This is a genomic window from Pseudomonas sp. GL-R-26 (assembly GCF_019947365.1).
GTDB lineage: Bacteria > Pseudomonadota > Gammaproteobacteria > Pseudomonadales > Pseudomonadaceae > Aquipseudomonas.
The window spans coordinates 206,872-220,991 of the sequence record NZ_JAGYGI010000007.1 but is presented as its reverse complement, the minus strand read 5'-3'; the positions used below and the strand labels follow the sequence as shown (position 1 = coordinate 220,991).

Below are 14,120 nucleotides of genomic sequence, written 5' to 3'. Positions count from 1 at the left end.
CATCCCCCCCGGTTAACAAAACATAACGTGGCGTCGATTGTCAGACATTAAAAAACACCGATAGGATAGGCCAGCTTCCGAAGGGGCTCTGGATTGCGGGTTTCAGGACTATGCTCTGAAACAGCCGGTCCAGACACGCACCCTTGCGGCGCCCAGAAAGGTTGAACGACCTAACAATAATAATGGGGGAAGGTTTATGAGTGAGCCTGTCATGGGTGTGGGTATCTGCCGCCCGCCGGCACTACGCAAATTCGCGTTGCTGGCCACAGCGCTCTCGCTGTTGGGCTCTGCCATGCTGTCGGCGCCTGCGCTGGCCGCGTCGGCGCCAGCATCCGACGTTGTTTATTCCATTGAATCTGCCAAGGCTGCCAAAAGCCTGATGCTCGATGTCGTCCACGCCGGCAAGCGCCTGGTGGCGGTCGGGGATCGTGGGCACATCCTGTACTCCGATGACCAGGGCGCTACCTGGGCCCAGGCCAAGGTCCCGACCCGGGCCCTGCTGACGTCGGTGTTTTTCGTCGACGACAAGCATGGCTGGGCCGTCGGCCATGACGCGCAGATCCTCGCCAGCGAGGACGGCGGCGCGACCTGGACCAAGCAATTCGAAGATCTGAAACGCGAATCGCCGCTGCTCGATGTCTGGTTCAAGGACGTCGACAGCGGCTTTGCCGTGGGCGCTTACGGCTCGCTGATGGAAACCACCGACGGTGGCAAGCATTGGGAAGACGCCAGCGACCGCCTGGACAACGAAGACCAGTACCACCTGAACGCGATTGCCGCGGTCAAGGACGCCGGGCTGTTCATCGTCGGCGAGCAGGGCAGCATGTTCCGCTCCGCGGACTGGGGCCAGACCTGGGAGAAGCTCGAAGGTCCGTACGAAGGCTCGCTGTTCGGCGTGATCGGCACGGCGCAGCCCAATACGCTGCTGGCCTACGGACTGCGCGGCAACCTTTACCGTTCCACGGATTTCGGCACCACCTGGGACCAGGTCGAGCTCAAGGCTGAACGTGGCGACCTGGAGTTCGGGCTGTCCGGCGGCACGCTGCTCGATGACGGTTCCATCGTGATCGTCGGCAACGGCGGCTCGGTGATTCGCAGCAGCGACAATGGCGAAACCTTCAAGGTGGTCAACCGTCCGGACCGTATTTCGGTCTCGGCAGTGACGGCGGCAGGCAATGGCAATCTGGTTCTGGCCGGGCAGGGCGGCGTTCGCGTCACTTCGCCGAACGGCACCGAGTCGGGCAAATGAGCCGGGTTAATAATAAGAAGGCGGAGCTATGACTTCCTTGAGTACTCATCACCAGGACAAGGCGACGTTCCTCGAGCGCCTGATCTTCAACAACCGCCCGGCAGTGATCACGATCTGTCTGCTGGTCAGTATTTTCCTGTTCTGGCAGGCGACGCTGATCCGTCCGTCCACCAGCTTCGAAAAAATGATCCCGCTGGAGCACCCCTTCATCCAGAAGATGATGGAGCACCGCAACGATCTAGCGAACCTGGGCAACACCGTGCGGATCTCGGTGGAAGCCACCGATGGCGACATCTTCTCCAAGGAGTACATGGAGACCCTGCGTCAGATCAACGACGAGGTGTTCTACATCTCCGGTGTCGACCGTTCCGGCCTCAAGTCGCTGTGGAGCCCGAGCGTTCGCTGGACCGAAGTGACCGAAGAGGGCTTCGCCGGCGGCGAAGTGATTCCGCAGAGCTACAACGGCTCCCAGGCCAGCCTCGACTTGCTGCGCAACAACGTACTCAAGTCCGGTCAGGTCGGGCGGTTGGTGTCCAACGACTTCAAGTCGAGCATCGTCGACATTCCGTTGCTGGAGTCCTACCCGGACCCGCAGGACCAGGGCAAGCTGCTGGCGCTGGACTATCGCCAGTTCTCCCACGAGCTTGAGGACAAGATCCGCACCAAGTTCGAAGCGCAGAACCCGAACGTGAAGATCCACATCGTCGGTTTCGCCAAGAAAGTCGGTGACCTGATCGATGGCCTGGTGATGGTGGTGATGTTCTTCGGCATCGCCTTCGTCATCACCCTGATCCTCCTGCTGTGGTTCACCAACTGCCTGCGCAGTACCGTCGCCGTGTTGAGCACGACGCTGGTGGCGGTGGTCTGGCAACTGGGCCTGATGCACTTCTTCGGCTTCGGGCTCGACCCCTATTCGATGCTGGTGCCGTTCCTGATCTTCGCCATCGGTATTTCCCACGGCGTGCAAAAGATCAACGGGATCGCCCTGCAATCGAGCGAGGCGGACAACGCCCTGACGGCAGCGCGTCGCACCTTCCGTCAATTGTTCCTGCCGGGGATGATCGCGATCCTCGCGGATGCGGTGGGTTTCATCACGCTGCTGATCATCGATATCGGTGTGATCCGTGAGCTGGCCATCGGCGCGTCCATCGGCGTGGCGGTGATCGTGTTCACCAACCTGATCCTGCTGCCGGTGGCGATTTCCTATGTCGGCATCAGCAAGCGTGCCGTCGACCGCAGCAAGAAAGATGCGGTGCGCGAACACCCGTTCTGGCGCCTGCTGTCGAACTTCGCCAGTGCGAAAGTGGCCCCGGTTTCCGTTCTGCTGGCGCTGATCGCCTTTGGCGGCGGCCTGTGGTACAGCCAGAACCTGAAAATCGGCGACCTCGACCAGGGTGCCCCGGAGCTGCGTCCGGACTCGCGCTACAACAAGGACAACAACTTCATCATCAACAACTACTCCACCAGCTCCGACGTATTGGTGGTGATGGTCAAGACCAAGTCCGAAGGCTGCTCGCGCTACGAAGCCATGGCGCCGATCGACGAGCTGATGTGGAAGATGCAGAACACCGAGGGCGTGCAGTCGGCGATTTCCCTGGTGACCGTGTCCAAGCAAATGATCAAGGGCATGAACGAGGGCAACCTGAAATGGGAAACCCTGTCGCGTAACCCTGACGTGCTGAACAACTCTATTGCCCGCGCTGACGGCCTGTACAACAACAGCTGCTCCCTGGCGCCGGTGCTGGTGTTCCTCAACGATCACAAGGCCGAGACCCTGGATCGCGCGGTGCATGCGGTGCAGGAATTCGCCAAGGAAAACAACAAGGAAGGCCTGGAGTTCATCCTCGCTGCCGGTAACGCCGGGATCGAGGCAGCCACCAACGAGGTGATCAAGAAGTCCGAACTGACCATCCTGATCCTGGTGTACATCTGTGTGGCGGTCATGTGCTTGATCACCTTCCGTTCGTGGGCGGCGACCTTGTGCATCGTGCTGCCGCTGGTGCTGACCTCGGTACTCGGCAATGCCCTGATGGCCTTCATGGGCATCGGCGTGAAGGTCGCGACCCTGCCGGTCGTTGCGCTCGGGGTGGGTATCGGCGTGGACTACGGCATCTACATCTACAGCCGCTTGGAAAGCTTCCTGCGTGCCGGGCTGCCGCTGCAAGAGGCGTACTACCAGACGCTGAAGTCCACCGGCAAGGCGGTGTTGTTCACCGGACTGTGCCTGGCCATCGGCGTGTGCACCTGGATCTTCTCGGCCATCAAGTTCCAGGCCGACATGGGCCTGATGCTGACCTTCATGCTGCTGTGGAACATGTTCGGTGCGCTGTGGCTGTTGCCGGCACTGGCGCGGTTCCTGATCAAACCGGAGAAACTGGCGGGGCAGAAGGGCAACTCGTTGTTCGCCCACTGACCGTTTCGTTGCTCTGACACCGAAAGCCGCGACCTGAAAAGGCGCGGCTTTCGACGTTTCTGGCGGCGTAATTCGCAGCTGTCGACTCGACTAACGAACAGGCAGCAGGTCCAGGAACAGCCTTTGATCCCGTGGTGGGGTAATGGGGCTGTAGAGGTCGCGGATGATCACCTTGTTGTCCGGCCCGGCTTGGGCAATCAGATCCTTGAGGGTCATGAAGCGATGTTCGGGGCGTTTGAGGTGGGCGATGGTGTAGGTCGAGGGCGCGCTGTTCGCCTGGGCGTAGTGGAAATGCGCGTACCACAGCACCGTCTCCGAGTTTTTCTCCCGAATGGCGAATTCCGTCAAATAGTCTTTGGCGGCCGTCCGCTTGAGTGCCTGTACCAGCCCGATGTCCACCGCCTGGCGATCGCGAAGGTACTCGATGCTTTCCTGTCGGGGTCGTTGGGCCTTGTATCCCTCGATGCAATGTTGCTGGCCTTTGAGCCGGGTTTCGCTGGCGGTGTTGCGCAATGATTCAAGCTCGTTGCTGATTTGCGGATTGCCTGGCTGGGCGTGCTCCAGTTCGCTGGCCAGCGTTTCGATCCGTTCGGCCTGGTGTTCCAGCATATCGCTCCAGTCGCGGGGGTTGAGTTCATCCCGCCGTTGCGGATCACTGAGCTTTCTTTTCTGAAATTCGATTGAACGCTCAATGGCGGGGATTTCGTCGATCAGTCGCTGCCCCTCCGTGCGTAGCGCGGCAACAGTACGCGGTTGCGCGGCGTGCACGGGCCGCACCGGCGCGGCTTCGACAATTTCGACCCACCCCTCATTGGGGTGCTCCATGAACCGTCCACTGACCTGGAGGGTGACCGGGTTTCGGGTGACGATTGTCGGAAACGGCATGCCAGTGCTCGCCGGTTCCAGCTCTCCCACCAGGGCGCCGTTATCCCGTGACTTGAACACCCGTTTGGTCTTCGACGGTGCTTTGACGGGTTTGAGGGGGGCGGGCAATACCGGCAGAAATTCGTCCTCGCGCAGCAGATCGGCCAGTTCGCTCTCGGCATTGTCCCTTACGATCTCCAGACGCTCCATCAGCAGCGCCATATAGCGGGGTCGGATCAACGGCGACTCAAGCTCCAGCAGTGAAGTGTTGATCTGCAGGCGTCTTTTGTAGTGCCTGATCAGGTTGATCAGGACGTCCTTGCGCTCCTGGGAGGTAAAACCATCCGTGCTCAGCAGCTCCAGATGGGAGTCTTCGAGCGCTGACATGGCGCCCAGACGGTCTTCATGAACCTTGAGAAAGTACTGCTCCTGCGGGGTTTTCGCCTCGACGGTGGTGTCGATGCTCAAGATATTGAGTACGTCGAGCGACTCGAGGAAGGCGGTGACTCGGTTGGAAAACCTTCGGTCAGGATGGCTTTTGAGGTATTTCAGGCGTTGTGCCGGCCCGGTCTTGAAGTCCTGCGCAAGCTCTGTCAGAACCCCATCCTGCGTGATGATTGCCTGGGTATGTCGCTCGGAGGCGGCAAAAAGGTTTTCCAGAAGGTCGTACATGCGCTGGGCGGTTTCGATGTCATTGCTGTTGTGTTGCAACTCGATCAGCGACTCGCCTTGCTCGGAAACGAAGCTGGCCAGGTAGAGGGTCGCCAGCCGATAGATCCTCAGTCCGTAGGAGGACAGGATCGCGGTGTACTCGCCGATCGCTTTTGCCTCGTATTCGAAGCGCACGTCAACGTCCTTGAGTTGTCGATAGGCCTGGATCAAATCGCGACGGGCCTGGATCAACTGATCGACAATGACCTGATCTCTTTCCTGCAATACCTGGAAATCCAGTCGGCTGCGGGATCGATCAATGGCCTTGAGCCGATGGTCGCCCTGGAGGGCCTGATCCTCGGGCGATGCGCGAAGCCGTATGCGGGCGGTTTGCAGTTCGTTGTCGGCGCTGTCGTACGCGATTCTTGCGGCTTCCAGTTGCCGGTCCATTTCCTTTGCCTGTCTTGCCAGCGTCGATACGGTGCCACCGATTCGGTTGACCTCGACGGTGGCTTGCTCACGTTTCTTGTCTAATTCCGCCAGTTTGGCTTTGAGTCGATTCTTGGGACCACCGCCCTGCAGCTTCAGGCCCGTGTCCAGCGACCATCTGCCTTGTCCGTCGGTCTTGAGCTTGAAGCCGGGATGGAGCGGCTTTTCGGGGTGAATGATGTAAACGTCGCCGAACCCTGGAACGATACTGACCTTGAACAACAATCCGCCCAGCGAGGCATGCCATTGATGGTCGATACGGTACAGCCCCTTGAACATGCCGATTTCAACGGGGGCGGGCACCTGGACGGGCCAGGCGACCTTGAGCTCGAGCAATGCATTCAACAGGCGCTGGCTTGAGGAATCCCTGGCGGTGGAGTGAATGAAATCGATCCGGGTGTGGTCAGAGGCCGGCGGTTCTGCGGGCAAGCCGACCACACCTTGCTCGATGACGGCGGTCGCAGGAGCGACATCCTGGGGGGGACGACGCAGGCGGGCGAGGCGCGCTGGCTGCTCTGCCGGCCGGGGTGCTGGTGTCGAAAGCCCGGGCGGATGGGGTCGGGACGATACATGCAACAGGATCAATCCGACATTGAGCAGCAGATCGACCCAGGCCAGTTCCCTGGCGGTCGGGTCATTGCTGTGCAGCGCCGTCACATCGCTTTTCAGGGCGACGGCCAGCTGCAGCATCCAGCCGGCCAGCATCGCCGGGCCACGAAGCACTGGCAGGAGCAAGGCGTTGAACAGCAACCAGCCGCCCTCGCGCACGATGGCCCAGCGGTTTTCAGCGTTGGAAACCGACTCTCTGTCAGCCAGGTCAATGAGCGCCCGTGCGTTGCTGGCGTAGAGGTACTGCATCAGATTCCCGGTGGCCTGCGCCTGTACCAGCGAACCAGGTTCTTCATCGGTGCTGGAGCCCTGAGCCAACTGTGCGGGCTCCGGTTTTTCCCAACGGACGGTTTCGTCTCCCGGGCCGAAACGAAGGATGTGGGGGCTGTTGAATCCGTCATTGCTGTAGATCGGCCGGGCCCTGTCCGGCAGCCAACTCAGTACACTGTCTTGCAGGGGGCCGACTTGTGCAACGGCGTTGAGCAATGCTTCACGGCTGGAGAATTGCTGCAAGGCGTCCTGGTACACGGGCCGATACAGGATGTGCGGGCCGATGTCGGTGTCGCGCGGCTCAATGATGAACATGTTGTCGACGACATCGGCGGTCGCGCCGGCCTTGCGGGTAAAGGCAAGCGCGCGGACGACGATGTCCTGACCATCGACGACGCGCTCGGGTGCATGGGGGTGCAAGACGGCCTTTACATATCGGTATCCCTCGAAGCTCAGTCCGTGCTCGCCGCGGATCGTGTGTTCCAGCGCCTGAAGCGGCAGGTGTGCTTTGAGCGCCTGGCCAAACCGGATTTCGCGACGTTGCGATTCGCTGTTGTCTTCGAGCAGCAGGGTTTTGAGGGTATGCGGGTAACGTTCGCCGATGTTCACCCGGCTGATCAGCCCTTCGGTGCTGCTGAACAGACCTTTTTCACCCAGGATGTAGTCGGCGCTCAGCCAGGACGGGACGGCTTTGCCGGTCTTGTCCGTGATGGTCATGCTGCCCGAGGGCGTGGCGCTGAGGTTGTGGATGGCCAGTTCAGTCAGCGTCATGGGGACGCGGGTGATGAAACCGCTGCCCAGATCACCGGCCGCCACATGAAAATCGAGCAGCAGATCGCCAGGTTCGCAATCGGAATCTGGATGGTCCAGTCGCATCTGGTCACGCAAGGCGTTGTTGGTGAAATCATGCAGGTTTTCGATGCCGTCGAGGAAGGACTTGCCGCCTGTCTGTCGTTGCAACTGCGCCTGCTCGACCAGCAATTGACGATATTCGGTACGCTCGCTGTCGCTGGCGTCCTTGAGCCGTTGGGGCAGGGTCGCGCGTATTTTTTCGACAGATTGCTGGCCAGGTGCCGGAGCATGGCTGAAGTAAGGGGTCGGGTCGGTACTGGCCGCGAAGCGTTCTTCCAGTGCGCGAACCCCCTGGTCGGCGGGAAGCCGGATGGCGTCCAGGTTCTCCAACTGGCGCTCCAGCAGCAGCGCGGCCTGTGTATCGAAGATATTGCCATCGGGCTCGGAACGCTTGATGACGACTTTGTCGGCGATGAACTGGCGCTCCACCTCACGGCCCCATGCCTGATTGAACGCCTCCATGCTCGGGTACGACTCCAGACGACCTGAAACACGGTACAAAAAGACCCTGCTTTCTTGCACCACGAGCAGGTCCGGCGAGGTGAAGGACGTGCTTTCGCCGTTGCGTATCAAACAGGTTTCCAGGCAATAGGCATGCACAAAACCGTCAGGGTGGGGGATGGCCAGGCGCTCACGACGGTCGGGATATCGAGCCAGTTCGTAAAGTGCGGCCCTGTCATCTTGTTGAGCGGCGGGAAGAAGGCTCGCCGCACTGTTCAGACCGCTTGCCAGCAGGTCACCCAGCCATTGCCAATGGCTGACCCTGGTGTCGGGCGCCTGGTTCCAGTAGGCCGTCAAGGCATCCTGAAACCGGGTGCCCAGGGTCAACGCCAATGACTGGATTTTTTCCTGGATAACGCCCATGTCGGGACGCTTTGGCCCTTGCGCTTCGTAGGTCAGACGCGAAGGCGCGCGGTTGGTGAGGAAGTGTACGCGTCCGTCAATTTCTGCCGTGAGATTCAGCGATGTGTTGTTGCCCAGGTAGTCCAGGGCCACGTCGATCAATAGCTTGAGGTCCCATCCTCCCGTCCGGTTGGGAATGGCGAGCCGGGTGACATCCAGATCCAGGGCCAGAGGCGGGTAGTGCTCCAGGATACTGGCGTGAAGCATTTGTCCGGCGACCTGGCGCAACGTCGGTCGGCTGGCGAATCGACGGGCGACTGCTTGAGTGGGAGCGTCGCTGGTAGCGGGGCGTGTGGGTTGTTCCTGAGTCTCGTCCGGCGGGACGGTGGATTGATTCTGCATTTCGGATACCGTTCTGTAGCGAAAGAAGTGTCGTTTCGCTGCCAGAATGGCGAGTTTGTCGCGGGCGAGTGCGGTATCCGGCTACCACCGGAGTACTCGAATAGTGTGTTGCCTGGTGACCGGCCGAAATATCTCTCAGGGAAGCTCGGAGCCGAGTACGACATTCAGTGCGCTGCGGGCATCGTCCAGTTGCACCAGCGTCGCATGCCGCGCGCCGAGGGCATCGCGGTTTTCGATGGCGGTCAGGATTGCCTTGTGCCGGGGCAGCGCCAGTTCATGCAGGTTCGGCCGCTGGTTGGAATGCTTCAAGGCTTCGGCAATGGCCACCGAGAGCATGTTGCACAGGTTGGCCAGCAGGTCGTTGTGCGTGGCATCGGCGATGCGACTGTGGAAGTCCAGGTCTGGCTGCAACAGAGCCTCTGGCGTCGGCGCGGCTTCCATGCGCTGGTAGGCCTCACCGATGGAGGCAATGTCCGCCTCCGTGGCGAATTGCGCGGCGAGGGCGGCAGCGGCCGGTTCGATGATGCTGCGTACGCTGGTCAGCAGGTCAAAGAACTGATTCTGCGGACTACTCTGCATCAACCAGTGCAGCACGTCCGGATCGAGCATGTGCCAGTCCTTGCGCGGCTTGACCACGGTGCCGACCCGTGGGCGGGAATACACCAGGCCCTTGGCGACCAAGACCCGGGTGGCTTCACGCAGCACCGGCCGGCTGACCGCATATTCTTCGCACAACAGCGCTTCGGCGGGCAGTTTGTCGTCCGGCAGGAAACGTCCCGAGACGATCTGCATGCCCAGTTCCTGGACGATGCGCGAGTGCATGCTTTTGCGGTCGGAGGGTTTGCGGTAATCCATGGGGAGCGACGCGGTCCTGTGCGAATAGGTGTCGCGCATGATAGCAGGCGCGGCGGGATGCATCAGGCCTCAAAATCAGTGAGTATTTTGTGGCGAGGGAGCTTGCTCCCGCTCGGCTGCGCAGCAGTCGAAAAATCGGTGAATGCGGTATTTCTGGAAAAGCGCATGTTCCGGTTTTGGGGCCGCTTCGCAGCCCAGCGGGAGCAAGCTCCCTCGCCACAGTAGTTGATTCACACCTTCACGAGGGTGGTGTCAGTGGGAGTGACGCGGCACTTCAGCCCCGCGGCAACCGACCAGGAAGTCGAAGTCGCAACCCTGGTCCGCTTGCAGCACATGGTCGATGTACAGCTGGCGATACCCACCGACGATCAGGTTCTGCGGCGGTTGCAGGTCAGCCATGCGCGCGGCCAGTTCGGCGTCCGGAATATCCAGGTGCAAACGGCCGCTGGCGCAATCGAGTTCGATCCAGTCGCCTTCTTTCACTGCGGCCAGCGGTCCGCCGGCAGCGGCTTCCGGGGCGACGTGCAGGACAACCGTGCCGTACGCGGTGCCACTCATGCGCGCATCGGAAATGCGCACCATGTCGGTCACACCCTGGGCCAGCAGCTTGGCCGGCAGGCCCATGTTGCCCACTTCGGCCATGCCCGGATAACCCTTCGGCCCGCAGTTCTTCATCACCAGGATCGAGTCGGCATCCACGTCCAGTTCCGGGTCGTTGATCCGCGCCTTGTACATGTCGAAGTTCTCGAACACCACCGCGCGGCCGCGATGCTGCATCAGTTCGGGCGTGGCGGCGGACGGCTTGAGCACGGCGCCCAGCGGTGCCAGGTTGCCGCGCAATACACAGATGCCGCCGTCGGCCCGGATCGGGTTGTCGAGGGTGCGGATCACTTCGTCCTCGCCATAGATCGGCGCGTCCCTGGTGTTCTCGCCGATGGACTTGCCGTTGACGGTCAAGGCATTCGGGTTCGGGATCAGGTTGGCTTCACCGAGGCGACGCAGCACGGCCGGCAAGCCACCGGCGTAATAGAACTCTTCCATCAGGAAGCGCCCGGACGGTTGCAGGTCGACGATGGTCGGCATGCCGCGACCGATACGGGTCCAGTCATCCAGGTCCAACTCGACGCCAATGCGCCCGGCGATGGCTTTCAGGTGGATCACGGCGTTGGTCGAACCGCCGATAGCGGCATTGACGCGAATGGCGTTTTCGAAGGCTTCCTTGGTCAGGATCTTCGACAGCTTCAAGTCTTCACGCACCATCTCCACGGCACGCATGCCGGACATGTGCGCCAGCACATAGCGGCGTGCATCCACGGCCGGGATCGCCGCGTTGTGGGGCAGGGAAGTGCCCAGTGCTTCGGCCATGCAGGCCATGGTCGAGGCGGTGCCCATGGTGTTGCAGGTGCCGGCCGAGCGGGACATGCCGCCCTCGGCCGCGAGGAAATCGTCGATGCTGATGGTGCCGGCCTTGACCTGTTCGCTGAGCTGCCAGACCACCGTGCCGGAGCCGATGTCCTTGCCCTTGTGCTTGCCGTTGAGCATCGGCCCGCCGGTGACGACGATGGCCGGCACGTCGCAACTGGCGGCGCCCATCAGCAAGGCCGGGGTGGTTTTGTCGCAACCGGTCAGCAGCACCACGCCGTCAATCGGGTTACCGCGAATGGCTTCTTCGACGTCCATGCTCGCCAGGTTGCGGGTGAGCATGGCGGTAGGGCGCAGGTTCGATTCGCCGTTGGAGAACACCGGAAACTCCACCGGAAAACCGCCGGCCTCGATCACCCCGCGTTTGACATGCTCGGCAATCTGGCGGAAATGCGCGTTGCACGGGGTCAGTTCCGACCAGGTGTTGCAGATGCCGATGATCGGCTTGCCATGGAACTGGTGGTCGGCGATGCCCTGATTCTTCATCCAGCTGCGGTACATGAAGCCGTTCTTGTCGGCCGTGCCAAACCATTGGGCGGAGCGCAGGGTGGGTTTCTTATCAGACATGATCGGTTCTCTTATTGTATGACTATATTGTTCGAGGTGAGGCGTAACATAGGCGTAAATTGAGCGCTTTGGAAGTGTTGTTGAGTAAATAGTATTACTATATAGTCCGCTCAAACGGAGGAATGGCCCTGGCGAATTTTTCGCGAGAGGCGTCCCCCGAGGTTCTATAACAACAACAATCGGAGACCGATCTCATGAGCCAGGAACTGCGGCTTATCCGTCGCATCACGCTGAAACTGATTCCCTTCCTGATCCTGCTGTACCTGATCGCCTATGTGGACCGCTCCGCGGTGGGCTTCGCCAAATTGCACATGGGCGCAGACATCGGCCTGGGCGATGCCGCCTACGGTCTTGGCGCCGGGCTGTTCTTCATCGGCTACTTCCTGCTGGAAATCCCCAGCAACCTGATGCTCGACCGCTTCGGCGCACGCCGCTGGTTCGCGCGGATCATGATCACCTGGGGCGCCATCACCATCGGCATGGCGTTCGTCCAGGGGCCGAACAGCTTCTATGTGATGCGCTTTCTGCTCGGCGCCGCCGAAGCCGGGTTCTTCCCGGGCGTTCTGTACTACATCACCCAATGGTTCCCGGTGCGCCATCGCGGCAAGATCCTCGGGTTGTTCATCCTGTCGCAACCCATCGCAATGATGATCACCGGCCCGGTGTCCGGTGGCTTGTTGGGCATGGACGGCGTGTTGGGCCTGCACGGCTGGCAGTGGCTGTTCATCGTCATTGGCTGCCCGGCGATCCTGCTGACATGGCCGGTGCTGCGCTACCTGCCGGACGGCCCGCAGCAAGTGAAGTGGATGGACCAGGCGGAAAAGGACTGGCTGAGCGGAGAGCTGAAAAAGGATCTGGATGCCTACGGCCAGACCCGTCACGGCAACCCGTTGCACGCCCTCAAGGACAAGCGTGTCCTGCTGCTGGCGCTGTTCTACCTGCCGGTAACCCTGAGTATCTATGGCCTGGGCTTGTGGCTGCCGACCCTGATCAAGCAGTTCGGTGGCAGCGACCTGGTGACCGGTTTCGTTTCCGCGGTGCCGTACATCTTCGGGATCATCGGCCTGCTGATCATTCCGCGCAGTTCCGACCGCTTGAACGACCGCTACGGCCACCTCGCCGTGCTTTACGTGCTGGGTGCGATTGGCCTGTTCCTCAGCGCCTGGCTGTCGGTGCCGGTGCTGCAACTGGCGGCGCTGTGCCTGGTGGCGTTCGCATTGTTCTCCTGCACGGCGGTGTTCTGGACCTTGCCGGGCCGCTTCTTCGCCGGCGCCAGTGCGGCGGCGGGGATCGCCTTGATCAACTCGGTGGGCAACCTCGGCGGCTACCTTGGCCCATTCGTGATCGGTGCACTCAAGGAATACACCGGCAATCTGGCTTCGGGCCTGTACTTCCTGTCGGGGGTGATGGTGTTCGGGCTGATTCTGACTGGCGTCGTCTATCGCCTGCTGGAACGCAAACACGTCCTGCCAGCCGATCAATTTGCAGCAAGTGCACGCTAATCCAATGTAGGAGTGAGCCTGCTCGCGATAGCGTCGGCACATCCAATGTTGTCGGTGACTGATACATCGCTATCGCGAGCAGGCTCACTCCTACAGGGATCTGCGGTGTTTTGAAGGAATAGGAGAAAATTCATGCGTTTGGTTCAGTTCGAATTGAGTAACGGCGAACGCCGTGTCGGTGTGGTCGAGGCAGGGCTGGTCCGTGAAGTGCAGGATGCGCGCACCGTTCGCGATCTGGCATTGGCGGCGATCGAGGCGGGCGCAAGCCTTGAGCAACAGGTACAAAGCCTGGGGCTGGGCATCAGCCACGACTATACCGAACTGCTTACGCAGCGACGCATCCTGCCGCCGCTGGACCACGCGGACCCGGCGCACATGCTGGTCAGCGGCACGGGCCTGACCCATCTGGGCAGTGCGTCGGCCCGGGACAAGATGCACCAGCAAAGTGGCGACGAAACCGCGATGACCGACACCATGCGCATCTTCAAGTGGGGTGTGGAGGGCGGTAAACCGGTGGCAGATGAAGCCGGTGTGCAGCCGGAATGGTTCTATAAAGGCGATGGCAGCATCGTCGTCCGGCCCGGCCAGCCGTTTCCCCTGCCGCCGTTTGCCGAAGATGCCGGTGAAGAGCCGGAGATCGCCGGCCTGTACGTGATCGGTCACGACGGCAAGCCGTATCGCCTGGGTTTTGCCGTGGGCAACGAGTTCTCCGACCACGTCATGGAGCGCAAGAACTACCTGTACCTGGCCCACTCGAAACTGCGCAGCTGCAGCTATGGTCCGGAGCTGCGGGTCGGCGAACTGCCGCAGCATCTGGCGGGCACCAGCCGCATCCTGCGCGACGGCGAAGTGCTGTGGCAGAACGAGTTTCTCAGTGGCGAGGCGAACATGTGCCACAGCCTCGCCAACCTCGAATTCCATCATTTCAAGTACAGCCAGTTCCTGCGCCCGGGGGACGTGCACATTCACTTCTTCGGCACGGCGACCCTGTCCTTTGCCGACGGCATTCGCACGCAACCGGGTGACGTGTTCGAGATCACCCAGGCTGAATTCGGCGCGCCATTGATCAACGGCATCGCACCCGTCGCAGCGGCTTTCGAACCCGGCACCGTCGGCACACTTTGAGGAGTTA

General features: G+C 61.1%; 7 protein-coding genes. 4 read left to right on the top strand and 3 right to left on the bottom strand.

Annotation, left to right across the window (positions count from 1 at the left end; translation table 11 throughout):
• Positions 1–196 precede the first annotated feature (196 nt).
• Together KGA96_RS10140 and KGA96_RS10135 are read left to right on the top strand one after the other, a co-directional pair.
• Positions 197–1,249 carry a WD40/YVTN/BNR-like repeat-containing protein gene (locus KGA96_RS10140; protein WP_046037186.1) on the top strand — a complete coding sequence of 351 codons (1,053 nt, stop codon included), beginning with the start codon at positions 197–199 and terminating at the stop codon, positions 1,247–1,249.
• 28 nt (positions 1,250–1,277) lie between these two features.
• Positions 1,278–3,662 carry an efflux RND transporter permease subunit gene (locus KGA96_RS10135; RefSeq protein WP_046037185.1) on the top strand — a complete coding sequence of 795 codons (2,385 nt, stop codon included), beginning with the start codon at positions 1,278–1,280 and terminating at the stop codon, positions 3,660–3,662.
• A gap of 90 nt (positions 3,663–3,752) precedes the next feature.
• Here the strand turns inward: KGA96_RS10135 and KGA96_RS10130 are convergent, their stop codons facing one another.
• The 3 genes from KGA96_RS10130 to KGA96_RS10120 form a co-directional block, all read right to left on the bottom strand.
• Positions 3,753–8,642, bottom strand: a complete 4,890-nt coding sequence (locus KGA96_RS10130) for a dermonecrotic toxin domain-containing protein (RefSeq protein ID WP_223512687.1) — start codon at positions 8,640–8,642, stop codon at positions 3,753–3,755.
• A 135-nt stretch (positions 8,643–8,777) separates the two neighbouring features.
• Positions 8,778–9,497 (bottom strand): FadR/GntR family transcriptional regulator, encoded by a 720-nt coding sequence (locus KGA96_RS10125; protein ID WP_046037183.1) that lies wholly within the window; start codon positions 9,495–9,497, stop codon positions 8,778–8,780.
• Between the two features lie 252 nt (positions 9,498–9,749).
• Positions 9,750–11,486 (bottom strand): IlvD/Edd family dehydratase, encoded by a 1,737-nt coding sequence (locus KGA96_RS10120; RefSeq protein WP_046037182.1) that lies wholly within the window; start codon positions 11,484–11,486, stop codon positions 9,750–9,752.
• 194 nt (positions 11,487–11,680) lie between these two features.
• On the opposite strand from KGA96_RS10120, the gene KGA96_RS10115 reads away from it, so the two are divergent.
• Positions 11,681–12,988, top strand: coding sequence for an MFS transporter (locus KGA96_RS10115; RefSeq protein WP_046037181.1), 1,308 nt, complete (start codon positions 11,681–11,683; stop codon positions 12,986–12,988).
• 132 nt (positions 12,989–13,120) lie between these two features.
• On the top strand, positions 13,121–14,113 hold the full coding sequence (gene araD1, locus KGA96_RS10110) for an AraD1 family protein (RefSeq protein ID WP_046037180.1): 993 nt from the start codon (positions 13,121–13,123) through the stop codon (positions 14,111–14,113).
• Positions 14,114–14,120 lie beyond the last annotated feature (7 nt).

Bases quoted from the DNA above. Each gene is read 5' to 3' on its own strand.
- KGA96_RS10130 (WP_223512687.1), bottom strand. From the start codon at position 8,642: ATGCAGAATCAATCCACCGTCCCGCCGGACGAGACTCAGGAACAACCC.
- KGA96_RS10140 (WP_046037186.1), top strand. From the start codon at position 197: ATGAGTGAGCCTGTCATGGGTGTGGGTATCTGCCGCCCGCCGGCACTA.
- araD1 (WP_046037180.1), top strand. From the start codon at position 13,121: ATGCGTTTGGTTCAGTTCGAATTGAGTAACGGCGAACGCCGTGTCGGT.
- KGA96_RS10115 (WP_046037181.1), top strand. From the start codon at position 11,681: ATGAGCCAGGAACTGCGGCTTATCCGTCGCATCACGCTGAAACTGATT.
- KGA96_RS10125 (WP_046037183.1), bottom strand. From the start codon at position 9,497: ATGGATTACCGCAAACCCTCCGACCGCAAAAGCATGCACTCGCGCATC.
- KGA96_RS10135 (WP_046037185.1), top strand. From the start codon at position 1,278: ATGACTTCCTTGAGTACTCATCACCAGGACAAGGCGACGTTCCTCGAG.
- KGA96_RS10120 (WP_046037182.1), bottom strand. From the start codon at position 11,486: ATGTCTGATAAGAAACCCACCCTGCGCTCCGCCCAATGGTTTGGCACG.